Consider the following 25164-nt stretch of genomic DNA (forward strand, 5'->3'; position numbering starts at 1 on the left):
ACCCGAACGGTGGTACGCCGTTCAGTTCCTTGCGTCCCCGGCGTCGCTCTTGGGCCACAGGTCCGGGTCCGGGGTGAAGCGGATCTCCAGTACGCCGTCGCGCAGTCCGGCGCCGGAGACCGTGCAGCGGCGCAGCGCGGAGGGGAGCGTACGGATACGGCGGAAGCGGCCGACGGTCACCACGACCTCGTCGCCGCGGCGGACCAGTCCGAGGCCGCGGCGCTCGGCGCCCGGCAGCGGCACCCGCCAGACCAGGATCCCGTCGGTGGCCAGCCGGTCCTCGATCGTCCACGGGTCGGGCCGGCGCCCCTGCCCGGGCGCGATGGCACCGATGTCGCCGGTCGGCCCGTCGATCAACTCGTCGAGCTCCTCGACGCCCTGCGGATCGCGCCCCAGGTGGGGCACCTCGTGGACGGGGACGTCGGGGAACTCCTCGCGCAGCGCCTTGAGGGCGGTCTGCTGGCTGCCGGACAGCGCGGCGAGGAAGGGGTCGGCGGAGCCGGTGGGCAGCAGTCGGTTGACGACCACGCCGTCGGTGCGACGGCCGTGCAGGGCGAGTCCGGCGCGGATGCTGCGCAGGTTGGCGAGGGCGACCGGGCCGGCCTCGGTGACCAGGCGGACGGAGGTGCCCGGGTCGTCGATCGCCCGCTGGACGGCGGCGAGTTCGGTCTCCCAGCGCTCGGCGGCCTCGTACAGCTTCTGGGCCGGCATGGGCACGCCGGCGAGCTGGGCGAGCACCGGGCGCAGCGCGCGGGCCGCCTGGCGCTCGGGCGGCAGCAGGCGGCGCAGGTAGCGGCGGACCTGGTTCGGCAGGGCGAGCAGCCGGATCGTTTCGGCGGCCGCGGGCATGTCGACGAGGACGAGGTCCCAGTCGCCCGAGGCGTGTTCGGCGCGCAGCGCCTGGAGCAGCGCGAAGTCCTCGGCCCCGGGGAGCTCGGTCAGTTCGTCCTCGTCGAGGGGGGCGGCGCCGAGCAGGTCGAGGGCTGCGCCGGCGCGCTCCTGGAAGGCGAGGAACTCCTGCCGGAAGCGGTCACCGGGGTCGATGCGCCGGGCGTACAGGCCGGGCGCCACCGGGGTGGCGGCGTCGGCGCCGAGAGGGGTGCCCAGCACCGTTTCCGGCGCACTGCTCTCGGTGGTGAGCAGCAGCGCCCGGGCGCCCTTGCGGGCGGCGGCCAGGGCGGTCGCGGCGGCGAGCGTGGTGCGGCCGGCGCCGCCGGGGCCGGTGACGAGGACGATGCGCACGCTCAGAGCTTCTTGGCCTCGTCGCTGGGCCCGGCCGCGTCGGCGGGGCCGGCGGGGCCGCTCTCGACGCGCTTCTTCAGCCCGGCCAGCGCGCGGTCGATGATGACCTTCTCGGCCTTGCGCTTGATCATGCCGAGCATCGGGATCTTGACGTCGACGGTGAGCTGGTAGGTCACCTCGGTGCGGGCGCCGTCGTCCAGCGACGCGAGGCGGTAGGAGCCGTCGAGGGCGCGCAGCATCTGGGACTTGACCAGCGACCAGCTGACCTCGTTGCTGCCGGTCCAGGTGTAGGCGAGGGTGTGGTCGTCCTTGATCGCGCCGGCGTCCAGCAGCAGCCGCACCTGTGCCGCGCGGCCCTGGTCGTCCTCGTCGAGCACCTCGGCCTCCTTGACCTCTCCGGTCCACTCCGGGTAGCGGTCAAAGTCGGCGATCACTCCCATCACTTCGGCGGGTGCCGCCTCGATCGTGATGCTAGAGCTGGTGTGTTCGGCCATCGCCGTGACTCCTCCATGCCGATTCGTGCCGGTCCGCCGACGCTTCCCCAAGCCCTCAGCTCCTCCCCCGCTCTCGACCTTCGTTCGAGCGGAGGGACCCCCATGAGCAGGGGAGACCCCGTTGCGCGGTGTCCGCAACGTGGTGTCTCTGCTGCTGAAGGCTACCGCGCGGGGGGTGAGCGGTGGACGTGGCCGGGCTCACCACGTGAGGACGTAGGGCGTCCCGGTCGCATTGAAGTGGCCGACATTGACGCATTCCGTGCCCCCGATGCGGACCCGTCGGGCGAGCGGCTGGTGGACATGGCCGAAGAGGGAGTAGCGCGGCCGGGTGGTGCGGATGGCGTTCAGCAGCGCCGAGCTGCCGCGCTCGAAGCGGCGGGCGACGGTGTCGTAGCAGAGTTCGGGGACGTCCGGGGGGATGTGGGTGCACAGCACGTCCACCTCGCCGACCGCCTCGATCTTGGCGGCGTACTCCTCGTCGCTGATCTCGTACGGGGTGCGCATCGGGGTGGACAGCCCGCCGCCGACGAAGCCGAAGACCCAGCCGCCGATCTCCACCCGCTGTCCGTCCAGGACGGTGGTGCCGGGCCCGGCGTACTCGGGCCACAGGCGCGGTATGTCGACGTTGCCGTAGGTGGCGTACGTGGGGGTGGGGAAGGCGGCGAAGAGTTCGGCGTACTGCCGGCGGACCGCGCCCTCGATGACGGCCTCGCGGCTCGCGCCGGTGCCGTCCAGCTCGCCCCACAGCCGGCGGCCGAGCTCGCGGGCCTCGTCGAAGCGGCGGGCGGTGCGCAGCTCGACGAGGGCGTGGGCGTTCGCGACGCCGAAGAGGTCGGGGAAGATGCCGCGCGAGTGGTCGGCGTAGTCGAGGAAGAGGACCAGGTCACCGAGGCAGACCAGGGCATCGGCGCCGGCACCGGCCGCCGCCAGGTCCCGGCTGTTGCCGTGGACGTCACTGACCACATGCACACGCATGGCGTCACCCTAGATCGCCGGGGCGGGCTCGGGGAGGGTTCGACGGCCCTTCCCATGGCCCGAGGTTACTTTCGGGTCACCGACCCGCTGGTCTAGTCTGCGCGGAAGAGTCCCCCATGGCGTGTCCCTCGGCATGTGACGCATCGAACATCTGGCCGTTCCCCCCTATCCCAAAAGCAATACCCATGGGTAACGTCCGGGCAGTCCAAACCCCCGCATGATCATGGACCGCAGCCGGCGCAGCACACAGCGTCGTGGCACCGGCGCTTTTGAGGAGCAGCAGTCTTGCGCGAGTTCAGCCTTCCGGCCCTGTACGAGGTCCCCGCGGACGGCAATCTGACGGATCTCATCCGCCGAAATGCCGCGCAGCACCCGGATGTTGCCGTCATGGGGCGCAAGGTGAACGGCGAGTGGCAGGACGTCACCGCCGCCGCCTTCCTCGCCGAGGTCCGGGCCGCTGCCAAGGGTCTGATCGCCTCCGGCGTCCAGCCCGGCGACCGGGTCGGCCTGATGTCGCGCACCCGCTACGAGTGGACCCTGCTGGACTTCGCCATCTGGAGCGCCGGCGCGATCACCGTGCCCGTGTACGAGACCAGCTCCGCCGAGCAGATCCAGTGGATACTCGGCGACTCCGGCGCGGTGGCCTGCCTGGTGGAGACGCCCACGCACGAGGCGACCGTCGAATCGGTCCGCGACCGGCTGCCCGACCTGGCGAACATCTGGCAGATCGAGCGGGACGCCATCGCCCGGCTGCGGGCCGCGGGCGCCGGCCTCAGCGACGACGACGTGGACGCGCGCAGCGCGCTCGCCGACGCCGACTCCCCCGCCACCATCGTCTACACCTCCGGCACCACCGGCCGTCCCAAGGGCTGTGTGCTCAGCCACCGCAGCTTCTTCGCCGAGTGCGGCAACGTCGTCGAGCGGCTCCGCCCGCTGTTCCAGACCGGCCACTCCTCGGTGCTGCTCTTCCTGCCCATCGCCCACGTCTTCGGCCGGTTGGTGCAGGTCGCCTCCGTGATGGCCCCCATCAAGCTGGGCCACGCCCCCGACATCAAGAACCTCACCGACGACCTGGCGTCGTTCCGGCCGACGCTGATCCTGGGCGTACCGCGGGTCTTCGAGAAGGTCTACAACGCGGCGCGGGCGAAGGCGCAGGCGGACGGCAAGGGCAAGATCTTCGACAAGGCGGCGGAGACGGCGATCGCGTACAGCCGCGCGCTCGACGCCCCCGACGGCCCGCCGCTGGGCCTGAAGTTGAAGTACAAGGTCTTCGACCGCCTCGTCTACGGCAAGCTGCGCGCGGTCCTCGGCGGCCGGGCCACGCACGCCATCTCCGGCGGCGCCCCGCTCGGCGAACGGCTCGGCCACTTCTACCGCGGCATCGGCTTCACCGCCCTGGAGGGCTACGGCCTGACGGAGACCTGTGCGGCCACCGCGTTCAACCCCTGGGACCGCCAGAAGATCGGCACCGTCGGCCAGCCGCTGCCCGGCTCGGTCGTGCGCATCGCCGACGACGGCGAGGTGCTGCTGCACGGCGAACACCTCTTCACCGAGTACTGGAACAACCCCACGGCCACCCAGGAGGCGCTCTCCGACGGCTGGTTCCACACCGGTGACATCGGCACCCTCGACGAGGACGGCTACCTGGCCATCACCGGCCGCAAGAAGGAGATCCTGGTCACCGCCGGCGGCAAGAACGTGGCGCCGGCCGTGATCGAGGACCGCATCCGGGCGCACGCGCTGATCGCCGAGTGCATGGTCGTCGGCGACGGCCGTCCGTTCATCGGCGCGCTGGTCACCCTCGACGAGGAGTTCCTCCCCCGCTGGGCCGAGGAGCACGGCCACCCGGCCGGCAGCACGCCCGCCGAGCTCGCCACCGACCCGGAGCTGCTGGCCGCCGTCCAGCGCGCCGTCGACGACGGCAACGCGGCGGTCTCCAAGGCCGAATCGGTGCGCAAGTTCCGTATCCTGCCGGCCCAGTTCACCGAGGAGTCGGGCCATGTCACGCCGTCGCTGAAGCTGAAGCGGAACGTCGTGGCGAAGGACTTCGCGGAGGAGATCGAGGCGCTCTACCGCAGCTGACACCGCCGGGCCCGGACGGAGCCCGCGCACGCCCCGAAGACACCGGAACCCGCCGTCGTGGTCGCTCGACCACGGCGGCGGGTTCGTTGTGCGCCGGTGGCTACAGCAGGTCCTTCAGATGCTCGGCCAGCAGGTCCCAGCGCCACTTCTCCTCCACCCAGACGCGGCCGCGTTCGCCCATGGTGCGCCGGAGGTCGGGGTCCTTGAGGAGGGCGATGATCCGGTCGGCGGCGGGGGTGGGGGCTCCGCCGGGGACGACCCAGCCGGTCTCGCCGTGCAGGACGGCGTCGGGGGCGCCGCCGGAGTCGCCGGCCACGACCGGGAGGCCGGTGGCGGAGGCCTCCAGGTAGACGATGCCGAGGCCCTCGACGTCGAGTCCGCCGCGGCGGGTGCGGCAGGGCATCGCGAAGACGTCGCCGGCGCCGAAGTGGGCCGGCAGCTCCTCCCACGGGACGGCCCCGGTGAACCGGACGGCGTCCGCGACGCCCTTCTCCAGGGCCAGCGCGTGCAGGTCCTTCTCGTACGGGCCGCCGCCGACGACGAGCAGCACGGCGTCCGGTACCGCGGCGCGGATCGCCGGCATGGCCTCGATGAGGGTGTCCTGGCCCTTGCGCGGGACGAGGCGCGAGACGCACACCACGACCGGACGGTCGGCGAGGCCGAGCCGGGCCCGTACCGCGTCGCCGCCCGAGTCGGGGTGGAAGGTCTTCTCGTCGACGCCGGGCGGGAGTTGGACCATCCGTGCGGCGGCGGCCGGGGTCAGCGCGGAGGCGATCCGGGAGCGGGTGTACTCGCCGAGATAGGTGAGGGTGTCGGTGCCCTCGCCGATCCGGCGCAGCAGCTGGCGGGCGGCCGGCAGCTGCGCCCAGCCCGCCTCGTGGCCGTGCGTGGTCGCCACGATGCGGCGGGCGCCGGCCGAGCGGAGCGCCGGTGCCATCAGCCCGAGCGGTGCGGCGGCGCCGAACCACACCGAGGAGCAGCCGTGTTCGCGCAGCAGCGCGACGGCCCGCCGGGTCACCCTCGGGGTGGGCAGCAGCATCGTCGTACGGTCCCTGATCACCGGGAACGGCTGATCGGCGTCGAACGCGGCGGTGGCCGCGAGGCCCTCCGCGCTGCGCTTCCAGGTGGAGGCGTAGACGACGACCTGGGAGGGGTCCAAGCGCAGCGCCATGCTGTGCAGGAAGGCCTGGATTCCGCCGGGCCGGGGCGGGAAGTCGTTCGTGACGATCAGGGTCTTGTGCACGATGGTCTCTCGACGGTCGGTCCGAGCGGTCGGTCTCGGCGGTACGGGCCCGACAGTACCGGGCAGCGGGAAGGGACAGCGACGTGATGGCGAGCAACGGCGTCGGCGGAGCGCGCGGGCAGTGGCCCGTGGTCGCGGGGTGGGTCGTCACCCGCGCCGTGGTTCTGCTGTGCGTACTGAGGGTGGTGGTGCTGCCGGGGCCGGATGTCACCACCGATGTCTCGGTGATTTACCAGGGCTGGTTCGAGGTCCTGAGGAGCGGCACCTACCCACTGGACGACGTCACCTGGCAGTACCCGCCGGCCGCCGCGCTGGCCGTGCTCTCCCCCGCCCTGTTGCCGTTCCTCGGCTACGCCCCGGCGTTCTACGTGCTGGTGGCCGTCGCGGACGCGCTGGTGCTCGCGCTCCTCCTGCGGGCGGGTGGGGGTGCCCCGGGCTCCGTGCGGGCGGGGCACCGGACCGGCCACCGGCAGGCCGGAGCCTGGGTGTGGGTCGTGGGTGTGGCGCTGCTGGGACCGACCGCGTACGCCCGCTACGACCTGATGGTGGTCGCGGTGGCCGTCGCGGCGCTGTACGCGGCGACCCGCCGGCCGCGGGTGGCGGGCGCGCTGATCGCGTTCGGGGCGCTGCTGAAGGTCTGGCCGGCCCTGCTGCTGACCGGGGCGGCGCTGCACGGCCGCCGGGCGCGCGCCCTGTGGCGCAGCGCGGCCGGCACCGCGGCCGGGCTGACCCTGTGCTGTGTGGCCGCCGCACCGGGCGCGCTGGCCTTCCTCACCTTCCAGCGCGACCGCGGTACGGAGATCGAGTCGCTGGGCGGTCTGGTCTTCCAGCTCGCCCGCCACTACGGGTGGGACGGCGAGGTGCTGCTGAACTACGGCTCGGTGGAGTTCCTCGGCCCCGGGGTGCCGCTGGTCAGCACCCTGGCCCTGGTGCTGAGCGGGGCCGCGCTGGGCTGGCTGGTGCTGTGGCGGACGCGGGTGCGGGAGCTCACCCGCAGCACGCTGTGCGATGCGGCCTTCACCGCCACCCTGCTGCTGACGACCACGAGCCGGGTGATCAGCCCGCAGTACATGCTGTGGCTGGTGGGGCTGGCCGCGGTGTGCATGACCACGCGCGGCAGCCGGCAGGGCCTGCCGGCGCTGCTGGTCCTGCTCGCCACCGGGCTCACCCTGCTGGAGTTCCCGGTCGGGTTCGCCCATGTCGTGGCCGGTGACCTGCGGGGCGTCGTCCCGTTGGCGCTGCGCAACGGGCTGCTGGTCGCCGCGTCACTGGTCGCCTGCCGCCGGCTGTGGGTCTCGACGCGCGGCGGTCCGACGGAGCGGGCGGACGTGGTGCGGTCCCGGCCGCCGCTCAGCGGCGCCGGCCCAGAAGCTGCCGCACATACGCCCGCCACTTCCGTGTGAACTCCGCGAGGCCGATGCCCAGTTGGGACCGCATCGCACGGTCCGTCCGGTCGGCGCGGGCCGGGGGGAGGTGCCGGGAGCGGGCGGCCGGCGACGCCGGGCGGGCGCGCGTGGGCAGCGTCGTGACCGCCTCCATCGGGGCGCTCGCCCCGCCCGTCGCCGACGCGCGCTGCGGGCTCCGGCCCGCCGCCCGGTAGAACGCGATCAGCTTTGCCTCGCCCCACCGCTCGGCGATCATGCGGCAGGCCAGCCAGGCGCCCTCGTACGCGGTCGCCAGCCGGTCGGCGCCGGCCCGGAAGCCGAAGTCCGCGTCCGTGGGCAGCCGGGTGGGCATCTTGCCGGAGTGCACGGCGCGGGTCAGTTCGGGCGCGGCGGTGGCGGCCTTGCGGTGGGTGCCGCGGTAGGCGACCCAGTCGGCGAAGCCCTCGGAGAGCCAGAGGGGGGTGGCCAGGGTGGTGGCCGTACGGGTGGCGACGTGGGTGGTCTCGTGCGTGAGGACCACCTTGCGGCCGAGGTCGTTGAGTTCCTCGTAGGCGTCCGGGTTGATGATCACGCGGTCCGCGGGCGCGGTGGTGGTGGCGCCCGCCTCGCCGGTGGTGACCGCCGCAATGCCCGTGTAGGCGGACGGATCGTCGGTGCCCATCAGCTGCGCCATCCGCTCGACGCTGTCCGGCGCCTCCACCACGACCTTGCGCGCCCAGGCGTCCTTCCAGACCGCGGAGACCGCCGGCACCGCCTGGTCGGCCCGGCGCGCCAGGTCCTTGAGCCGGGCCAGGTGCGCGGGGCTGCCGAGGACCAGGCTGTGCCGGCCCTGGACCAGCCGCACCGGGCCCTGGTCCCACAGCTGGCGGGTGCCCGACCGGCCGGCCGGGGCGCCGTCGCTGTCCGAGGAGATCAGCCAGCGGCCGTCCCGCTCGACCAGCGTGAGGTACTGGACGGCCTTGACCGGTGCGGTGTCGTAGCCCTTGAGGCGGTAGCGCAGCCGGACCTTGGCGGCCAGCCGTTCGCCGGTGCCGCTGTCCGGGAGCGGGAAGGCGCCGGTCGAGTCGAGGTCGTAGCGCCAGTCGGCCAGCGGGACGTCGGCCAGGTTGGCGAACGTCGAACGCTGCCGGGCCAGGTAGCCGCTCGCCCGGGGGTCGACGGCGGCGAGGAAGCCCGCCTCGTCCCGGGCCCGGACGGCCCGGGCCCGGGCGTCGAGCATCCGCTGGACGTCGGGGAAGCGGGCCGACGGGGAGGTGCGGGGCGCACAACCGACCAGCGGGACGAGCAGCGCGAACGCGCTCAGGGCGGCGCAGCCCGCCGCCCCGGCCCGATACGGCCGCGGTCTCGCCCGCTGGTCTGACATGCGGCCGATCGTAAGACGGGCCCGGCCCGGGCAAAAACGCTGGGCGGCCGTCTCAGGGCCGGGTGACCCTCGTGATCGGCATCATCCCGACCGGGTCGTAGCGCACCCGCGCACCGGGATACGGCGCGTGCACGACCTGGCCGTTCCCCACGTACATCCCGACATGGCTGGCGTCCGAGCGGTAGACGACCAGGTCACCGGGTTGCACCTGGCTGAGCGGAACCTGCCGGCCGGCGCCGCTCTGGGCCTGCGAGGTCCGCGGCAGGGAGACGCCGGCCAGGCCGTAGGCCCATTGGGTGAGTCCGGAGCAGTCGAACGCGCCGGGGCCGCTGCTTCCCCAGGCGTACGGGGAGCCCACCGCGGAGCGCACCGCGGCGACGGCCGCGGCGGCCCGGCCGGTGGCCGCCACGGCGCCGGCGAGGTCGGGCATCACCTCGTCCCGTCCGTCGCCGCGGGAGGCCCGGTCGTAGGCCGCCCTGGCGTCCCTGGGGAGCGCGTTCAGCAGCCGGCGGGCGGTGGCCAGCTTGCGCTGGACTTCGTTCTTGTGACGGGCGACCTGCCGGCGGCTGGTCTCCAGCTCGGCGAGCCTCGCCGTGGTCTCCCGGCGCTGCTGTTCCAGGGAGCGCTGCGCCGCCCGCAGTTCGCGCAGCCGGCCGGCCTGGGTGCTGCTGAGCCGGTCGAGGACAGAGGCCTTCTCCAGGTAGCTGTCGGGACTCTCGGAGAGCACCAGCCGGAGGGCGGGGTCGATGCCGCCGGACCGGTACTGGGCGGCGGCCAGCGCGCCGAGCCGGCCGCGCAGCCGGTTGACCCGCTCCTGGGCGCGGGCGGTGCAGTCCTGGAGGACCGCCACCTCGTCGCGCAGCTCCTTGGCGCGGGCATCGGCGCCGTTGTACTTCTCGGTGGCCCGCTCCGCCTGCTCGTAGAGCGTGTCGAGCCGGGCGGCGGCCGCCTCCCGACCGGTGGCCGGGTGGTCCTCGGGAGCGGCCGAGGCGGGCGGTGCCGTCAGTGCGGCGGCCGCGGTTGCCAGGGCGGCCGACACCGACAGGACGGTGATCCCGGCGAGGGTGGCCTGGCCGTGCTGCGAGGTACGGCGGTGGGACGCCACGAGAGCCCACTCCTTCCGATGGGGTCCCCCTGCTCAAGCGCAGCCGAGTGCGTGGGGGCAGCCCCTGCCGCCCGGGAGGGCGCGCGGTGAACCGGATGCTGCGAGCGCCGACAGTAACGGCGCGGGTCCACACCGACCAAAGACCCCATTCCGTACGCAAAGAGCCGCCCCGCCGGTGACTGTGCAGGTCACCGGCGGGGCGGCAGGTCAGCGGCGGGGGCCGCAAATCGCCCGTTCGGGCGGCAGGTTGAGAGGTTTGTGAGGCTTTTCAGACCGCGCTCCGGCCCGTTCGCCCCGGCACGTCGGCCCGTCGTGGGCCGCGCGCGGTGGACCTCAGACCCGCACGCCGAACGCGAACGGCATGTTGTTGATGGACTCGTAGCGCACCACGGCGCCCGGCTTCGGGGCGTGCAGCACCGTGCCGTTGCCCGCGTAGAGACCGATGTGGTGCAGATCGTCGTAGAACAGCACCAGATCGCCGGGCTTGAGCTGGTCCATGCTGATCCGGGTACCGGCGTTGGCCTGCTGCTGCGAGGTGCGCGGCAGCGACTGGCCGGCCTGCGCGTAGGCCCAGGAGGTCAGACCCGAGCAGTCGAAGGACGACGGGCCGGTCGCGCCCCAGACGTAGGGCGAACCTATCTTGGACTGGGCGGCGGCCAGGGCGGCCGCACCGCGCTGCGAAGCGGGCACGTCGTCGCCGAGGTTGGCCCGCTCGTTGCTGCGGTTGGCGCGGTCCTCCTTGGCCTGCATGGCGGCCCGCTCCTTGGCCGTCATGGTGTTGAGCAGCTGCTGCGCCTTGGCCAGCTTGGCCTTGATCTCGTCCTTCTTCTCGCCGAGCGCCTTGCGGGTGTCGGAGAGGTCCTGGATCTTGCTCGCGGCCTCCGCGCGCTCCTGGGCGAGCCGGCGCTGCTTGTCCGCGATGGTCTTGAGCTGCTCGGCCTGCTTGCCGCTCAACTGGTCGAGCGTGGCGGCCTTTTCGAGGTAGGTGTCCGGGTCGCCGGAGAGGAACAGCTGGACCGAGGGGTCGATGGAACCACTGCGGTACTGGCCGGAGGCGACCGCGCCGAGGCCCTTGCGGAGCTGGTTGAGCTCACCCTGACCGCGGGCGACCTTGTCCTGGAGGTCGTCGACCTCCTTCTGGAGCTTGTCCTGCTGCTCCTTGACGCCGTCGTACTTCTCGGTCGCCTGCTCCGCCTGCTCGTAGAGCTTGTCGACCTCGGACTTGACGTCCTTCGTCGACTGGTGCGGGTCGGCCTGGGCGACCTGGGACGAGAGGGCGACGGCCGCCGCGGCGGTGGCGGTGAGCACGGTCACGCGAGTACGGCTCGGCTGCTTGGGTCGACGGTGGGACGCCACGGGGGCGAGCTCCTTCTTCCTCCAGCCGCCTACCGGGAAGTGGGGGGTCGAGACCCCGGCTCCGCGTCAACGCTGCGGACTCGGCGGGACCTTCACCGTCATCCCGGTTGGATGATCGCTTGTATGAAGGTTCGGGCCCGACCTTAGTAACCGAGCTGTGATCGCTTCAAATCCTCACGGGAAAAAACTGCGCCACCAGTCCCATCCTTTACCAACATCACACAGGTAGTGAGCGCCGATCGACACTCAGATACGGATGGGGCCCGGATGGCAAGTGCTTTTCCGCGGACCGGCGAACGGTCCGGTGAATCGGCCGAAATCGGCGCGGGGGGTATCAGGTACGGGCAAGTCGCTTGAGCAGCAGGGCCGATGCGACCGGCCGCGCCCCGGCCTTCGCCACACCGTCGGCCACCTCGCGGTCCGTGGAGACCACCACGACCGGCCGGCCGGGCGGTTCGGCCCTTACCAGCTGACGAATCAACTCATCGGCCGTTACGCCCGGTTTGCTGAAAAGGACCCGAACTCCGCGCGGTGGCGCGAGCAGCACCGGCGCGGCCAGCTCCGCCCCGTCGAAGACACAGGTCATCTCCGCGCCGGTCTGCGCGGCCAGCACCGCCAGCCCGCCCAGCAGCCGCAGCCGCTGCTTGTCGAGCGGCATGGTCGGATAGCCGGTTTTGGTCACGTTGTAGCCGTCCACCACCAAATGCGCCTGGGGCAGGGCCAGTAGTTGGTCGAGCAGCGCCGGGTCCATGTCGGACAGGGCCCGCGTGGCGATGTCCTTGGGCGTCATCCGGCCCGGCGCGACCGCCTCGACGGTGTCGGCCGGGTGGACGTTGGCGGGCGGCAGCGCCAGCTCACGCCGCAGCCCCTGGGCCGCGTCCAGCACGGTGTCCAGCAGCAGCCGCAGCCGCATGTCCTCGACGCTGCGGCCCTCACGGGCGGCTCGCCGGCTGGTCTCCAACGCCGTCTCGACCTCGGCGACCCGGGTCTTGAGCCGGCGCACCTCGCTGTCCCCGGCGGTCCGGTCCGTGGCCGCCCGGTCCCGCACCTCCACCAGCGCCGCCTCGGCCTTGCGCACCGCGGCCTCACCGCGCTTGACGTCGCTCAGCGCACTGCGCAGCTTGCGCCGCAGCGCCTCGTTCTCCTTGCGGGCGGCTTCCAGATCCCCGCGTACCCGCTCGGCCTCCGCACGCGCCTCGTCGCGCGCCTGCGCCAGCTCCTCGCGGAGCCTGGCCAGCTCCCGCTCGGCCTCCTCGCCGGCCCGCTCGGCGCGCGCCCGCTGCGCCTCCTCACCGGCCGCCGCAACGAGCTTGACCCAGCCGTCCGGGCGCAGCACATAGGCCGCCGCCGCGACGTCGAGCGGATCGGCGGCGGCCGGCGGGGTGCCGTGCTCCAACGCCTCGGCGAGCTCCGGCTGGGCATCGCGCAACTTGCCGGCGATCCGCTGCCGGAAGACCGCGTCACCCTCCAGCGCGGCGGCCATCGCATTGCCGGCGAACTTGGCCCGACGAGTCGGGGTGAACCGGGCGTACTGCCGCAGCGGGGCCGGGAGTTCGGCGATCGTCAGGGCACCGAACGCCTCCGCGGTGAGCGCCACGACCCGGCGCCGTACGCCCTCGGGCAGCGGACGGTCGAGCACCTCGTCCGCCGCACCCACAGGTGCGTCGTCACGCTGGGCCCCCGGCTCCCCTTCTGGACGGTCCACCACGGCTGTATCGCTCCGATCTCAGGCGCTCGCGCCCGGACGGTCCACCAGTTCGATCTGGTCGACCGCATTGCACCAGCGGCAGCGCACGGACTCGACGCTCTCGCTGAGGACCTCGCGCTCCTCCACCTTCGGCTCACCGGCCAGGTCCAGGTGCACGTACTCCACGACCTTGGCCTGGCGGGTCACGTCGAACCGGGTGAGGTTGCCGCACAGCGTGCAGCGCCACCGGGCTTCGGCCGTCGGCAGGGGAACAGACATCGTGTCGTCCTCTTTCGGTCTCGTCGATCTCGTGCTGCTGCGCCGTTCACGCGGTGCGCCGTCGGACTGCGGAAGTACGCAAAGTACTGCCTGCAACCCTACGGCCTGATGGGGGGCGGGTGCGGGCCCTGCCCAGGAGCCGGGATGCGGCGAGGCACTCTGTCCCGATTGCCCGCATTACGCCATGATCACTTCATGACGGCGCCGGCTCCCCCACCCCGTTCACCGCGTTCCGCCCGCACGCCCCGCTTCCGCACTCCGCGTTCCCGTACGCTCCGTCCATCCGGCCTCCTGCCCCGTCCGCCACGCCCCACCCGGCCCCTGACCTCGGTGTTCTCGCGGCTGACGCCTGTGCTGATCGGCCTGTGCTGTGCGGTCTTCGCGATCGGCCCCGCCTCTGGCCTGAACCGGTCGTACGGCACCGGCGACGCCCTGCTGGAGGCCCAGGCCGCCTACTTCGAGCGGTGGGGCGTGATCCCGCTGCATCTGTGGAGCGGTTCACCACGGGCGCTGATCACGCCGCTCACCGCACTGTTCGTGCACGGCAGCTGGCTGCATCTGCTCGGCAACATGCTGTTCTTGTACGTCTTCGGCGGTATGACCGAGGCACGGATGGGCCGGCTGCCGTTCGCCGCCTTTTACCTCATCATCGGCTACCTGGCGCTGCTCGGCTACGCGGCCGCGCACCTCGATTCGGGCCAGACGCTGGTCGGCGCCTCGGGATCGATCGCCGGGGTCCTGGGGGCCTTCCTCTACCTCTTCCCACGGGCCCGGGTCACCAGCGTCTTCCCGTTCCTGTTCTTCCTGCCGCTGCGCTTCCCCGCCTGGATCGTGCTGCTGTTCTGGTTCTTCCTCCAGTGGCGGGAAGCACAGGACGACCCCAGCGGGCCCGGCGTCGCCTACCTCGCCCATGTCGTCGGCTTCACCCTCGGCTTCCTCTACGCATGGGCCCGATACCGGGGGGATAGTGTGGGGTCCACCAGGGCGGACAGCCGGGCGACCGAGGGAGAGAGCCAGCCGTGATCACGTCGATCGTGCTCATCAAGACCAACGTGGACCAGATCCCCGAGATCGCCGAGAAGATCGCCGCGCTGGAAGGCGTCAGCGAGGTCTACTCGGTCACCGGCGCGCACGACCTGATCGCGATGGTGCGGGTCGCCAAGCACGACGAACTGGCGGACGTCATCCCCGGCCGGATCAGCAAGATCCCCGGCGTCGCCTCGACCGAGACGCACATCGCGTTCCGCACGTACTCACAGCACGACCTCGAGGCAGCGTTCGCGATCGGCCTGGACGCGTAGCGTCTGTTTTTCCCCACCGTGGCCTGGCGGCCGGCGCTCGCCCCACGTTGTTGGCTTTCTCGCCGTGGCCTGGCGGCCGGCGTTCTCCCCACGTGTTTGTCTGCGGCGTCGTGGTGGTTTCTCGCCGTTGCGCCTGCGGCGGGCGTTGTGTGTCGGGTGCGGTGCCGCTCCTCCGGACTTCGTCCTGCGGCGCGACCCCTCCCGTGAGTGGGGGGAAGGACTTGTGGGGGCGTGCGCCGTCTGTCCACTACCGGCAGGGGACCACTCGCGTCCGCCCCCACCGGCCTTCTCCCTTCCCACTCACGGGAGGGGACGGGCCTGCGCAGCGGCAACGCCCGCCGCAGGCGCAACGGCGAGACGACACACGGCGGGAAAGCCAAAAACGTGGGGAACTACCCGGCGCTCCGCGCCGGCACGCAACGGCCGTCCTCCGTACGGTAGTTCCAGCGTGCGCCGTCCGTCACCAGTTCCTTGACCGCCCGGACGAACCGCTCGACGTGCTCGTCGGGGGTGCCGGCGCCGAAGCTGACCCGGATGGCGTTCAGGGAGCGTTCGCCCGGTGCCGCCTCGGGGGCGCCGCACTCCCCCGGGTCCTGCGGCTCGCTGCCCAGGAGGGTCCGGACCAACGGGTGCGCACAGAACAGGCCGTCGCGGACGCCGATGCCGTACTCGGCCGACAGCGCGGCCGCGAAGTGCGAGCTGTTCCAGCCCTCGACGACGAAGGACAGGACGCCGACCCGCGGGGCGTCGTCACCGAAGAGGGAGAGGACCCGTACCTCGGGGACCTCGGCCAGGCCCGCCCGGAGCGTGGTGATCAGCTCTTGTTCACGGGCGACCAGGGTGTCGAAGCCTGCCTCGGTCAGCGCCCGGCAGGCAGAGGCGATGGCGTAGGCGCCGATGACGTTCGGCGAACCGGCCTCGTGCCGGGCGGCGGTGGTGTGCCACTCGACGTCCACCCCGCCATCGGTACGCCGGGAGACCTTACGGCTGGCGCCGCCGCCCGCCAGGTACGGCTCCGCGCCCTGGAGCCAGTCGGCGCGGCCGGCCAGCACGCCCGCGCCGAACGGCGCGTACAGCTTGTGGCCGGAGAAGGCCACCCAGTCGACGTCCAGGTCGGCGAGGTCGACGGGGTGGTGCGGGACGAGCTGCGCCGCGTCCAGGACGATGCGGGCGCCGTGGGCGTGGGCCGCCTCGGCCAGTTCCCGTACCGGCCACAGCTCACCGGTGACGTTCGAGGCGCCGGTCACGCACACCAGCGCCTCGCCGTGCGGCTCGCGCGCGGCCAGCGCCCGCTCCAGGGTCGCGACCGCCTCGCGCGGCGAGCGCGGCGCGTCGAGGTAGGTGACCCGCGCGTTGCGCCACGGCAGCAGCGAGGCGTGGTGCTCGGTCTCGAAGACGAACACCTGGGTGTCCTGCGGGAGTACGGCGGCGAGGAGGTTGAGCGAGTCGGTGGTGGAGCGCGTGAAGACGACCTGGTCCCCGGCGCGGCAGCCGAGGAACTCGGCGATCGTCCGGCGGCTGTTCTCGAAGAGGTCGGTGGAGAGCTGCGAGAGGTATCCGGCGCCGCGGTGCACGCTGCCGTAGTACGGGGCGTAGGCGGCCACGTCGTCCCAGACCCGCTGGAGCGCCGGTGCGCTGGCGGCGTAGTCCAGCGCGGCGTAGTCGACCTCGCCGCCGGTCACCAGCGGTACCAGGACGTCTCGGCCGAGAACGGGCAGCGGGGCACAAACGGAGCTGTCGGCGGCAACGGCGGACACAGACATGGCGAACTCCCGTGAGAGGTAGGCGAATTCGCTGCGGGGGCGCACGGCGTGGAGCGGAGGGGCCGGCGCGGACACGGCCGCAGCGTGAAGGGAAAACAGCGTGGAGAGGAAAGTGGAGAGAAAGGGGTGCGGAAATAGGGGCCGTCGGGCCCTAACGCATTCGCTGTTTCACGGAAGTTCTCCCTCGGGGACCAGGATCCCTGGCGAGGGATCCGCGCTTGCCGTAGACCTCGCTGCCTACGGCCCGGTCATCACCCGGGGCACCCCGCCACGGAAGGAGGGTTGCCGGACAGCGGGCCGGGGCCTGTGTCGCTGTCACTCGTGACCTGCGCAGAATGATGCCACAAGACCATTTACGCGCAAGGGCCCAGTCCATATGACGGACTGAGCCCTGTGTCACACCCTGCGTCACCGGCCGCTCAGGTGTTGCTGGCGGCCACCCAACGCTCCAGCGCCCGCTTGGCCGCCCCGGAGTCGATCGACTCCGCGGCCCGCTCGATGCCGGCCCGGATCTGCTCGGGCAGCGGGGCGTCGCCGATCTCCAGCGCGACCAGCGCGGCCGCGGCGTTCAGCAGCACCGCGTCGCGCACCGGGCCGGTCTCGCCGTCCAGCAGCCGGCGGGCCACATCGGCGTTGTACGAGGCGTCGGCGCCGCGCAGCGCCTCCACGGGCACCAGCGGTATGCCGACGTCCCGCGGGTCGAAGGCCTCCTCGCGCACCGTGCCGTTCCGGACGACCCACACCCGTGAGGTGGCGGTCGTGGTCAACTCGTCGAGCCCGTCGTCGCCGCGGAAGACCAGCGCCGACGAGCCGCGCTCGGCGAGCACCCCGGCCAGGATCGGCGCCATCCGGGCGTCCGCGACACCGGTCGCCTGGGCGCGGACCCGGGCGGGGTTGGTCAGCGGGCCCAGCACGTTGAACGTGGTGCGGATGCCGAGCTGGCCCCGGGCGTTGGCGACGTGCCGCAGCGAGGGGTGGAACTTCACCGCGAAGCAGAAGGTGATGCCCGCCTCCTGCGCCACCTCGACGACCCGCTCCGGGCTGAGGTCGAGGTTGACGCCGAGCTTCTCCAGGACGTCGGAGGCGCCGCTGGCCGAGGACGCGGCGCGGTTGCCGTGCTTGACGACCTTGGCGCCGGTGCCGGCCACCACGATCGAGGACATCGTGGAGATGTTGACGGTCCTGGCGCCGTCGCCGCCGGTGCCGACGATGTCCACGCTCGGGCCGGGCACCTCGATCAGCCGGGCGTGCTGGTACATGGTCCGGACGAGCCCGGAGATCTCGGCGACGGTCTCGCCCTTGGCCCGCAGCGCCACCGCGAACCCGGCGATCTGGGCGTCGCTGGCCTCGCCCCGCATGATCCGGTCCATCGCCCAGGCGGTGTCGTCCGCGGCGAGGTCACGGCCTTCGAGGAGGGCGTTCAGGATGCCCGGCCAGGTGTGGGCCGCCACGCTGTCGCCGCCTGCCGGGGTCACAACGTTCATGGTCCACGCTCCTGGTGAGTGTCCTGCCTATGTCGTCACCCTATCGAGCCCCCGGCATGCCGGAGGGCCCCGTCCGGTGATCGGATGGGGCCCTCTGGGTGGCGTACTACCTACGGTGCGCTACGAGGCGCGGAGGGGATCAGTGGTGGCCGTGGCCGCTGGTGATCTCCTGGTACTCCTCGACCGTGGGCTTGGCGATGACGTTGTCCTCGCCGTAGTAGGACTTCGAGAGCTTGGCGCGCAGCTTCTGCGAGCGCTTGATCTTGCGCTTGACGCCGTTCTCGTCGACCTCCGGGCCCAGCTCAAGCGGCTTGGGCTGCTCGTGCTGCGTGAGGAAGTGCAGCTGCTCCTGGTCGAGCGGCTCGTGGACCTCGATGAACTCACCGTGCGGCAGGCGCTTGATGATGCCGGACTCGCGACCGTGCAGCACCTTGTCCTTGTCGCGCCGCTGGAGACCCAGGCAGATCCGCTTGGTGGCGATGAAGGCCAGCACCGGCCCGACGAAGAACGCGATCCGGACGAACCAGGTGATCGAGTTGATCGACAGGTGGAAGTGGGTCGCCCACAGGTCGTTGCCGCCACCGATCAGCATCACGAAGTACGCGACCAGCCAGGCCACACCGAAGCCGGTGCGGGTCGGGACGTTGCGCGGGCGGTCCAGGATGTGGTGCTCGCGCTTGTCGCCGCGGACCCAGGACTCGACGAACGGGTAGACCGCGATGACGGCGAGGACCAGCGGGAAGATCAGGATCGGGATCAGCACACCGAGGTTGAGGGTGTGGCCCCAGAAGTTCCACTCCCAGCCCGGCATGACGCGGACCAGACCCTCGGCGAAGCCCATGTACCAGTCCGGCTGCGCACCAGTGGAGACCTGGTCCGGCCGGTACGGCCCTATGGCCCACACGGGGTTGATGCTGGCGACCGCGGCGATCACCGCGATCACACCGAAGACCAGGAAGAAGAAGCCTCCGGCCTTGGCCATGTAGACCGGCAGCAGCGGCATGCCCACGACGTTGTTGTTGGTCTTGCCGGCACCCGGGAACTGCGTGTGCTTGTGGTAGAAGACCAGGATCAGGTGCGCCACCAGCAGGCCGAGCATGATGCCCGGCAGCAGCAGCACGTGCACCGTGAAGAACCTCGGGATGATGTCGTGCCCGGGGAACTCGCCGCCGAAGATGAACATCTGGAGGTACGAGCCGACCAGCGGCATCGCCAGGATGACGCCCTCGATGAACCGCACGCCGGTGCCGGAGAGCAGGTCGTCGGGGAGCGAGTAGCCGGTGAAGCCGGTGAACATGCCCAGCACGAACAGCAGGAAGCCGAACAGCCAGTTGACCTCGCGCGGCTTGCGGAAGGCGCCGGTGAAGAACACCCGCATCATGTGGACCATCATCGCGGCCAGGAAGACCAGCGCGGCCCAGTGGTGGATCTGACGGATGAGCAGACCACCGCGCACGTCGAAGCTGATGTTCAGCGTCGACTCGAAGGCCTGGGTCATCCGGATTCCCTGCATGGGCACGTAGGAACCGTGGTAGGTGACCTCGGCCATGCTCGGGTGGAAGAACAGCGTCAGGTAGACACCGGTCAGGATGATGATGATGAAGCTGTAGAGCGCGACCTCACCCAGCATGAAGGACCAGTGGTCCGGGAAGATCTTGCGCATGTTGGCCTTGGCGAGGCTGTAGATACCCAGCCGGCCGTCGGCCCAGTCGGCGATCCGCTCGCCCCGTGGCGCCTGGCCACGGCGCGCGTTGGTCGCGCTTGTCTCGTTACTCATCCGCGCTCCCAGAAGCTCGGGCCGACGGGCTCCTCGAAACCGCTGGCGGCCTCCAGGAAGCCGTCCTTCACCGTGATGTGCAGCTGCGGCAGGGCGTGTCCGGCAGGACCGAAGATCACCCGTCCGCCGTCAGAGAGGTCGAACGTCGACTGGTGACAGGGGCAGAGCACGTGGTGCGTCTGCTGCTCGTACAGGCTGATCGGGCAACCCACGTGGGTGCAGATCTTGGAGTACGCCACGATGCCCTCGTGGGACCAGGCGAGCTCCTTCTTGTCCTTGATGTCCTGCGGCTTGAGCCGCACGAGCATCAGGGCGTCCTTGGCGATCTTCTCCGCGAACTCCTCGCTGTCGTCCTCCAGGCCCTCGGGCTTGGCGAAGGTCAGCGAGCCGACCGCGATGTCCTCGGGACGCAGCGGGAGGTTGGTGGACTGGTTGACGAGCCGGACGCCCTTCTTCCAGTCCGTGGTGCGCAGCTTCGTCCCCGGCAGCGGACCGAGGTCGCGCAGCAGGACGACGCCGGAGAGCGGCACCAGGGCCAGCGCACCGAACATCGTGTTGCGGATCAGCTTGCGGCGGCCGAACTGCGACTCCTCGGCACCCAGCTTGAAGTCCGCCAGGACCTTGGCCTTGACCTCGGGCGCGGCCTCGATCGGGTGGCGGTCGTCGGCGACCTCCACGTCCGACATCAGCGTGCGGGCCCAGTGGACCGCGCCGGCGCCGATGCAGAACAGCGCCGCACCGAGCGTCAGGCCGAGCGCGAAGTTCAGCGCGCTGATGTGGCCGATCGGCCAGATGTAGACGATCTTGTCGATCGGGATCGCCACGTACGCGGCGATGAAGGCGACCGTCGCGATCATGGACACGATGAAGAGCAGTGCGACCGTGCGCTCGGAGTGCCGGGCGGCCCGCTCGTCGATGTCCTGGGCGCGGTGCTCGTGGGCGGGCAGCCCCGGGTCGGCGAACGGTTCCGCCTTGGTCACCACACCTTCGTGAGCCATCTCCCGCTCACTGGGAAGGTTTTCTTCTGGCACGTCTGCGTGTCGTCCAGTCTCGCTCATGACTTCTTGGCCTTCGTAGTCCGGGCTGCGACCCAGATGGCGACCGCGATCAGCGCGCCCAGGCCGAAGATGTAGCCGAAGAGACCCTCACTGACCGGACCGAGACCGCCGAGGTCGAGGCCGCCGGGGCTCTCGGATTCATCGCCGTTGACGGCGCCCAGGTACGCGATGATGTCCTTCTTGTTCTGCTTGCTCAGCGAGCCGTCCCCGAAGGAGGGCATGTTCTGCGGGCCGGTCTCCATGGCCTCGTAGATGTGCTTCGGGTCCACGCCCTCAAGCGTCGGTGCGTACTTGCCGTTGGTGAGGGCACCGCCCTTACCGGTGAAGTTGTGGCACTGCGCGCAGTTGGTGCGGAAGAGCTCGCCGCCCTTGGCGATGTCGGCACCGTCGGAGCTGTACTGGGACTTCTCCGGGATGGTCGGGCCGGCACCCAGCGACGCGACGTAGGCCGCCAGCTGCTCGCGCTGGGCGTTGTTGTAGATCGGCTTCTTCCGCGGCACCTGGGCGCCGGGCTGCTGGGCGGGCATGCGGCCGGTGCCGACCTGGAAGTCGACGGCGGCGGCGCCGACGCCGACCAGGCTCGGGCCGTCGGTGGTGCCCTGACCGCCGGTGCCGTGGCAGCTGGCACAGCCCACGGCGTAGAGCTTCTTGCCCTCCTTGATGGCAAGGGACTGGGCGGTGTCATCGGCCTGAGCCTTGTCCGCCGGCGCGAACGCGGCGTACAGCCCCCCGGTGACCGCCAGCGCGAAGAGTAGGACGACGAGCGCCGCCAGCGGATGGCGCCGTCGTGCGGAGAGCTTTTTCACGGATTACCCCGGTGTCAGGATCTTCTGCGTCGATGCTTTGGCTATGTCTGTCTGGAATGCGGGCCCGGCAACCAGGCCCGGTACCGGTTACCGGATCAGGTAGATCGTGGCGAAGAGGCCGATCCAGACGACATCGACGAAGTGCCAGTAGTAGGACACGACGATGGCCGCGGTGGCCTGCGTGTGGGTGAACCTCTTGGCCGCGTACGTCCTGCCCAGGACCAGCAGGAAGGCGATCAGACCGCCCGTCACATGCAGTCCGTGGAAGCCGGTGGTCAGGTAGAACACCGAGCCGTACGGGCCGGACGAGAGCGAGAGGCCCTCGTGCTTGACCAGTTCGGTGTACTCGAAGACCTGACCGCCGATGAAGATCGCACCCATGATGAAGGTGACCACGAACCATGCGCGGAGCTTCTTGACGTCGCCCCGCTCGGCGGCGAAAACGCCGAGCTGGCAGGTCAGCGAGCTGAGCACCAGGATCGTGGTGTTGGTCGCGGAGAACGGAAGATTCAGCGCACTGGCAGATTCCTTCCAATACGCCTCGCCGGTCACCGATCGAAGGGTGAAGTACATCGCGAAGAGGGCCGCGAAGAACATCAGCTCGGAACTCAGCCAGATGATGGTTCCGACGCTGGTGAGGTTCGGCCGATTGACCGACGGGTGCGCGTGCCCGGTTTCTACTGTCGTTGCTGTCGCCACGACCGACATTATGTCGGTCGCTTATCCCGCCCTCACTCCGGGGGGTGCCGTTCGGTGTGTCAAGGACGTATGCCCTGCTCGCACGGCCCATTTTCACCGTCGCCCGAAGGAGGGAAGCGCGGCCGGCGGGGCCGTCGGCCGGGGCCGCGGAGGCCGGTCCTGACGAGCCGTCGGGCAGATCTTGGACCGGTTCGACCCCTGCTGCGGGCGGCCGTTGCGGGAGTAGCATCCGGCGCATCCGTACCACCCGATGCTGTGCCGCTACGAGAGCGTGGAGGAACGATGCAGGCGACTGCCACGGTGCTGGTCTACAGCGACAACGCCAACACCCGCGAGCAGGTCCGGCTGGCGGCCGGCCGGCGGCCCGCCGCCGATGCCCCGGAGATCGAGATCCTGGAGTGCGCCACCGCGCCGGCGGTCCTGGAGGCCCTGGAGCAGGGCGGCATCGACGTCTGTGTGCTGGACGGGGAGACCGCGCCGGCGGGCGGGATGGGCGTCTGCCGGCAGATCAAGGACGAGATCTTCCAGTGCCCGCCGGTGCTGCTGCTGATCGGCCGCCCGCAGGACGCCTGGCTGGCGACCTGGAGCCGGGCGGACGCCGCGGTGACCCATCCGATCGACCCGGTGGCCTTCGCCGATGCGCTGGCCGGCCTGCTGCGCCGCAAGCACCTGGTGCAGGTCTGAACGGGCGCTGAGGACGGCCCTCCGCGGCCCCTGGGAGGCGCTCAGATCGTCGGGCGCAGCCGGGCGCCGTCGGCGGTTTCCTGGACGGGCTCGGCCGCCCCTGTGGTGCTGGACGCCTGGCCCTGCAAGGCGCTGCCGGCGCGCCATTCCTTCCAGGGCATGTTCCAGTCGCCGAAGCCGTTGTCGAACGGCGTCATGGTGTCGCCGCTGCTGTTGACCACCTTGACGATGTCGCCGACCCGGACGGTGTTGAAGAACCACTGGGCGTTGCTGGTGGACATGCCGGTGCAACCGTGGCTGACGTTCGCCGCGCCCTGCGACCCGACGGACCAGGGCGCGGCGTGGACGTACTCGCCGCTCCAGGTCACCCGGGTGGCCCAGTAGACCGGCAGGTCGTAGGCCTCCGAACTCCCGGCGGCGATGCCGACGGTCGTGCTGCGCATCCGGACGAAGCTCTCCTTGCCGAGGACGACCTTGACGCCGTTGCGGGTGGAGAAGCCGGGCTTGCCGGTGGTGACCGGGATGGAGTTGATCACGCGGCCGTTGCGCCTCACCGTCATCTGGTGGGCCGCCGCGTCGGTGAGGGCCTCCACGCGGTCGCCGGTGGTGAGCCGGACGGGCTCGGAGGCGCCCCCGTAGAGATCCTTGGCGATCTTCAGGCCGGAGAGGTTGCTGTGCACCGCGATGGTGGCGTGGGCGGGCCAGTACTCCTTGGGGCGGAAGTGCAGCTTCTTGTCGTCCACCCAGTGCCAGGCGCCCTCGACGCGCGGCATCGAGTCGACCTTCAGGGCGCTCTCGACGACGGCGCGTGCCTTGGGGTCCTTGATGGGCCTGCTCAGCTCCGCGGTGATCGGCTGGCCGACGCCGTACTCCCCGCTCTCCGGGCCGAAGGCGGCGGTCAACTGGCCGTCCGCGTCCGTGGTGTGCACCACGAGCGTCTTGCGGCCGGGTGAGCCGTCCTCCTCCTCGGTGCTGACCCGCACCGTGTAGCGGGTACCGGCGGCCAGCGGCACCGTGGTGCGCCAGTGCCTGCCGTCGGCGCTGAGTTCGCCGCGTACGAAGCGGCCGGTGGAATCGGTGGCGGTCACGTCCGTGATGCGTGCCGCGTCGCCCTTGATGGAGACCTCAAGCGGCTTGTCAGGGTCCGCTTTCTGCCGTCCGTCCGGGGTGTTGGCAGTGATCTGGTCGCCCGCGTCGTAGGGATTGGCGGAGAGCGATTCCGACGCCGAGCCCCCGCACGCGGCGGTGCTCACCGCGAGGGGCACGAGCAGGAGGCCGCAGCTCAGCACCGTCCGGGTTCGAGGTCTGTAACTCATGCCCCAAAAGTACGAAGAATCACCTTTCCTAGCGCGCTGGAGGACTGCAAACGGGTCTGTCCCTGGGTCCAAACGGAGCGGGCCCGGACACCTTTTGGGGTGTCCGGGCCCGCCCTACGGCGTGTCGGCGGTGCTGTTCCCGCCTGCCGTGTGCTTACTGCGTGCGGTTCTCACCGCGGTAGTACTCGAAGACCCAGCCGAAGAGACCGACCAGGATCACCGGCAGCGAGAAGTAGAGCAGCCACCAGCCGAACACGACGCCCATGAAGGCGAGCGCACCACCGACGGCCAGGGACAGCGGCTGCCAGCTGTGCGGGCTGAAGAAGCCCAGCTCACCGGCGTCGTCCGAGACCTCGGCGTCCTCGTTGTCCTGTGCGCCCGCGTCGACCCGCCGGGCCGTGAAGGCCAGGTAGTAGCCGATCATGATGCACAGACCGAAGGCGAGGAAGAGCGCGGTGGTCCCCGCAGGCTCCTTCGACCAGAGGCCATAGACAACCGCCATGGCCAGGACGAAGACGGAGAGCCAGATGAACATCTTGCCCTGGATCTTCACTTGCCCGCCTCCTTGCCGCCGGCGAGGGACTTGTCAGCCTCGGCACCGTGGCCGTTGTGCAGCGCGTCGAGTGCCGCGATCTCCGGGTGGTGCAGGTCGAACGCCGGGGATTCGGAGCGAATGCGCGGCAGGGTGAGGAAGTTGTGCCGCGGCGGCGGGCAGGACGTGGCCCACTCCAGCGAACGGCCGTAACCCCACGGGTCGTCGACGGTGACCTTCTCGCCGTACTTGGCGGTCTTCCAGACGTTGTAGAAGAACGGCAGGATCGACAGGCCCAGCACGAACGAGCTGATGGTCGAGATGGTGTTCAGCGCGGTGAAGCCGTCGGCGGCGAGGTAGTCCGCGTAACGGCGGGGCATGCCCTCGGCACCCAGCCAGTGCTGGACGAGGAACGTGCCGTGGAAGCCGATGAACAGCGTCCAGAAGGTGATCTTGCCGAGGCGCTCGTCCAGCATCTTGCCGGTGAACTTCGGCCACCAGAAGTGGAAGCCGGCGAACATCGCGAAGACGAC

General features: G+C 71.1%; 23 protein-coding genes and 1 riboswitch. Of the genes, 5 read left to right on the top strand and 18 right to left on the bottom strand.

Annotated features, from left to right (window positions below; translation table 11 throughout):
* Nucleotides 1–21 precede the first annotated feature (21 nt).
* The 3 genes from AB0C96_RS38160 to AB0C96_RS38170 form a co-directional block, all read right to left on the bottom strand.
* Nucleotides 22–1242 (bottom strand): ArsA-related P-loop ATPase, encoded by a 1221-nt coding sequence (locus AB0C96_RS38160; protein WP_362924264.1) that lies wholly within the window; start codon nucleotides 1240–1242, stop codon nucleotides 22–24.
* A gap of 2 nt (nucleotides 1243–1244) precedes the next feature.
* Entirely contained in the window at nucleotides 1245–1736 is a 492-nt protein-coding gene (locus AB0C96_RS38165) for an SRPBCC family protein (RefSeq protein WP_362924266.1), read from the bottom strand.
* A 198-nt stretch (nucleotides 1737–1934) separates the two neighbouring features.
* Nucleotides 1935–2711 carry a metallophosphoesterase gene (locus AB0C96_RS38170; protein WP_362924268.1) on the bottom strand — a complete coding sequence of 259 codons (777 nt, stop codon included), beginning with the start codon at nucleotides 2709–2711 and terminating at the stop codon, nucleotides 1935–1937.
* Nucleotides 2712–2996: 285 nt separating this feature from the next.
* Here AB0C96_RS38170 and AB0C96_RS38175 point away from each other — a divergent pair, with 285 nt between their 5' ends.
* On the top strand, nucleotides 2997–4793 hold the full coding sequence (locus tag AB0C96_RS38175) for an AMP-dependent synthetase/ligase (RefSeq protein ID WP_362924270.1): 1797 nt from the start codon (nucleotides 2997–2999) through the stop codon (nucleotides 4791–4793).
* Between the two features lie 100 nt (nucleotides 4794–4893).
* On the opposite strand, the gene AB0C96_RS38180 is transcribed toward AB0C96_RS38175, so the two are convergent.
* Nucleotides 4894–6036, bottom strand: a complete 1143-nt coding sequence (locus tag AB0C96_RS38180) for a glycosyltransferase family 4 protein (protein ID WP_362924271.1) — start codon at nucleotides 6034–6036, stop codon at nucleotides 4894–4896.
* 86 nt (nucleotides 6037–6122) lie between these two features.
* Between AB0C96_RS38180 and AB0C96_RS38185 the strand changes: the two genes are divergently transcribed.
* The gene (locus AB0C96_RS38185) at nucleotides 6123–7439 is read left to right on the top strand and encodes a glycosyltransferase family 87 protein (protein ID WP_362924273.1); all 1317 of its coding nucleotides are present in this window, start codon (nucleotides 6123–6125) and stop codon (nucleotides 7437–7439) included.
* Here the strand turns inward: AB0C96_RS38185 and AB0C96_RS38190 are convergent.
* The 5 genes from AB0C96_RS38190 to AB0C96_RS38210 form a co-directional block, all read right to left on the bottom strand.
* On the bottom strand, nucleotides 7387–8784 hold the full coding sequence (locus AB0C96_RS38190; protein ID WP_362924275.1) for a hypothetical protein: 1398 nt from the start codon (nucleotides 8782–8784) through the stop codon (nucleotides 7387–7389). The genes AB0C96_RS38185 and AB0C96_RS38190 overlap by 53 nt on opposite strands.
* Before the next feature lie 52 nt (nucleotides 8785–8836).
* Nucleotides 8837–9889 (bottom strand): NlpC/P60 family protein, encoded by a 1053-nt coding sequence (locus tag AB0C96_RS38195; protein ID WP_362924277.1) that lies wholly within the window; start codon nucleotides 9887–9889, stop codon nucleotides 8837–8839.
* Nucleotides 9890–10222: 333 nt separating this feature from the next.
* Complete coding sequence (locus AB0C96_RS38200; protein WP_362924279.1) at nucleotides 10223–11245, bottom strand: NlpC/P60 family protein; 1023 nt, start codon at nucleotides 11243–11245, stop codon at nucleotides 10223–10225.
* Between the two features lie 334 nt (nucleotides 11246–11579).
* Complete coding sequence (locus tag AB0C96_RS38205; protein WP_362924281.1) at nucleotides 11580–12953, bottom strand: NYN domain-containing protein; 1374 nt, start codon at nucleotides 12951–12953, stop codon at nucleotides 11580–11582.
* A gap of 18 nt (nucleotides 12954–12971) precedes the next feature.
* Nucleotides 12972–13211: a hypothetical protein gene (locus tag AB0C96_RS38210; RefSeq protein ID WP_362924283.1), complete on the bottom strand. Its 240-nt coding sequence runs from the start codon at nucleotides 13209–13211 to the stop codon at nucleotides 12972–12974.
* A 330-nt stretch (nucleotides 13212–13541) separates the two neighbouring features.
* On the opposite strand from AB0C96_RS38210, the gene AB0C96_RS38215 reads away from it, so the two are divergent.
* The gene (locus AB0C96_RS38215; RefSeq protein ID WP_362924285.1) at nucleotides 13542–14234 is read left to right on the top strand and encodes a rhomboid family intramembrane serine protease; all 693 of its coding nucleotides are present in this window, start codon (nucleotides 13542–13544) and stop codon (nucleotides 14232–14234) included.
* The gene (locus AB0C96_RS38220; RefSeq protein WP_362924287.1) at nucleotides 14231–14512 is read left to right on the top strand and encodes an Lrp/AsnC ligand binding domain-containing protein; all 282 of its coding nucleotides are present in this window, start codon (nucleotides 14231–14233) and stop codon (nucleotides 14510–14512) included. The genes AB0C96_RS38215 and AB0C96_RS38220 overlap by 4 nt, the downstream gene beginning before the upstream one ends.
* Nucleotides 14513–14904: 392 nt before the next feature.
* On the opposite strand, the gene AB0C96_RS38225 is transcribed toward AB0C96_RS38220, so the two are convergent.
* From AB0C96_RS38225 to AB0C96_RS38250, 6 genes are all read right to left on the bottom strand, one after another.
* Nucleotides 14905–16275, bottom strand: a complete 1371-nt coding sequence (locus tag AB0C96_RS38225) for an aminotransferase class V-fold PLP-dependent enzyme (RefSeq protein ID WP_362924289.1) — start codon at nucleotides 16273–16275, stop codon at nucleotides 14905–14907.
* Nucleotides 16276–16484: 209 nt separating this feature from the next.
* Nucleotides 16485–16602: riboswitch (SAM riboswitch) on the bottom strand.
* 92 nt (nucleotides 16603–16694) lie between these two features.
* Complete coding sequence (gene trpD, locus AB0C96_RS38230) at nucleotides 16695–17759, bottom strand: anthranilate phosphoribosyltransferase (RefSeq protein ID WP_362924290.1); 1065 nt, start codon at nucleotides 17757–17759, stop codon at nucleotides 16695–16697.
* A 139-nt stretch (nucleotides 17760–17898) separates the two neighbouring features.
* Nucleotides 17899–19536: a ubiquinol-cytochrome c reductase cytochrome b subunit gene (locus AB0C96_RS38235; RefSeq protein WP_362924292.1), complete on the bottom strand. Its 1638-nt coding sequence runs from the start codon at nucleotides 19534–19536 to the stop codon at nucleotides 17899–17901.
* A complete protein-coding gene (locus AB0C96_RS38240; RefSeq protein WP_362924294.1) occupies nucleotides 19533–20534 on the bottom strand; it encodes a Rieske 2Fe-2S domain-containing protein in 1002 nt (333 codons plus the stop codon). Before AB0C96_RS38240 ends, AB0C96_RS38235 begins: the two co-directional genes overlap by 4 nt.
* 56 nt (nucleotides 20535–20590) lie before the next feature.
* The gene (locus AB0C96_RS38245) at nucleotides 20591–21400 is read right to left on the bottom strand and encodes a c-type cytochrome (protein ID WP_362924296.1); all 810 of its coding nucleotides are present in this window, start codon (nucleotides 21398–21400) and stop codon (nucleotides 20591–20593) included.
* Nucleotides 21401–21487: 87 nt separating this feature from the next.
* Nucleotides 21488–22108 (bottom strand): heme-copper oxidase subunit III, encoded by a 621-nt coding sequence (locus tag AB0C96_RS38250; protein ID WP_006606088.1) that lies wholly within the window; start codon nucleotides 22106–22108, stop codon nucleotides 21488–21490.
* Between the two features lie 273 nt (nucleotides 22109–22381).
* Here AB0C96_RS38250 and AB0C96_RS38255 point away from each other — a divergent pair, with 273 nt between their 5' ends.
* A complete protein-coding gene (locus tag AB0C96_RS38255; protein ID WP_362924298.1) occupies nucleotides 22382–22783 on the top strand; it encodes a hypothetical protein in 402 nt (133 codons plus the stop codon).
* 41 nt (nucleotides 22784–22824) lie between these two features.
* Here AB0C96_RS38255 and AB0C96_RS38260 read toward each other — a convergent pair whose 3' ends face one another.
* The 3 genes from AB0C96_RS38260 to AB0C96_RS38270 form a co-directional block, all read right to left on the bottom strand.
* Nucleotides 22825–24099, bottom strand: coding sequence for an Ig-like domain-containing protein (locus AB0C96_RS38260; protein ID WP_362924300.1), 1275 nt, complete (start codon nucleotides 24097–24099; stop codon nucleotides 22825–22827).
* A 154-nt stretch (nucleotides 24100–24253) separates the two neighbouring features.
* Nucleotides 24254–24652, bottom strand: a complete 399-nt coding sequence (locus tag AB0C96_RS38265) for a cytochrome c oxidase subunit 4 (RefSeq protein WP_362924301.1) — start codon at nucleotides 24650–24652, stop codon at nucleotides 24254–24256.
* The coding region (locus AB0C96_RS38270; protein ID WP_362924303.1) for a cbb3-type cytochrome c oxidase subunit I at nucleotides 24649–25164 on the bottom strand (516 nt) is incomplete at its 5' end. The genes AB0C96_RS38270 and AB0C96_RS38265, both read right to left, overlap by 4 nt.

The sequence above is a fragment of the Streptomyces sp. NPDC048506 genome (genome assembly GCF_040651315.1).
Taxonomy (GTDB): Bacteria; Actinomycetota; Actinomycetes; order Streptomycetales; family Streptomycetaceae; genus Streptomyces.

Bases quoted from the DNA above. Each gene is read 5' to 3' on its own strand.
- AB0C96_RS38250 (WP_006606088.1), bottom strand. From the start codon at position 22,108: ATGTCGGTCGTGGCGACAGCAACGACAGTAGAAACCGGGCACGCGCAC.
- AB0C96_RS38185 (WP_362924273.1), top strand. From the start codon at position 6,123: ATGGCGAGCAACGGCGTCGGCGGAGCGCGCGGGCAGTGGCCCGTGGTC.
- AB0C96_RS38255 (WP_362924298.1), top strand. From the start codon at position 22,382: ATGCAGGCGACTGCCACGGTGCTGGTCTACAGCGACAACGCCAACACC.
- AB0C96_RS38225 (WP_362924289.1), bottom strand. From the start codon at position 16,275: ATGTCTGTGTCCGCCGTTGCCGCCGACAGCTCCGTTTGTGCCCCGCTG.
- trpD (WP_362924290.1), bottom strand. From the start codon at position 17,759: ATGAACGTTGTGACCCCGGCAGGCGGCGACAGCGTGGCGGCCCACACC.
- AB0C96_RS38165 (WP_362924266.1), bottom strand. From the start codon at position 1,736: ATGGCCGAACACACCAGCTCTAGCATCACGATCGAGGCGGCACCCGCC.
- AB0C96_RS38170 (WP_362924268.1), bottom strand. From the start codon at position 2,711: ATGCGTGTGCATGTGGTCAGTGACGTCCACGGCAACAGCCGGGACCTG.
- AB0C96_RS38190 (WP_362924275.1), bottom strand. From the start codon at position 8,784: ATGTCAGACCAGCGGGCGAGACCGCGGCCGTATCGGGCCGGGGCGGCG.
- AB0C96_RS38240 (WP_362924294.1), bottom strand. From the start codon at position 20,534: ATGGCTCACGAAGGTGTGGTGACCAAGGCGGAACCGTTCGCCGACCCG.
- AB0C96_RS38260 (WP_362924300.1), bottom strand. From the start codon at position 24,099: ATGAGTTACAGACCTCGAACCCGGACGGTGCTGAGCTGCGGCCTCCTG.
- AB0C96_RS38210 (WP_362924283.1), bottom strand. From the start codon at position 13,211: ATGTCTGTTCCCCTGCCGACGGCCGAAGCCCGGTGGCGCTGCACGCTG.
- AB0C96_RS38235 (WP_362924292.1), bottom strand. From the start codon at position 19,536: ATGAGTAACGAGACAAGCGCGACCAACGCGCGCCGTGGCCAGGCGCCA.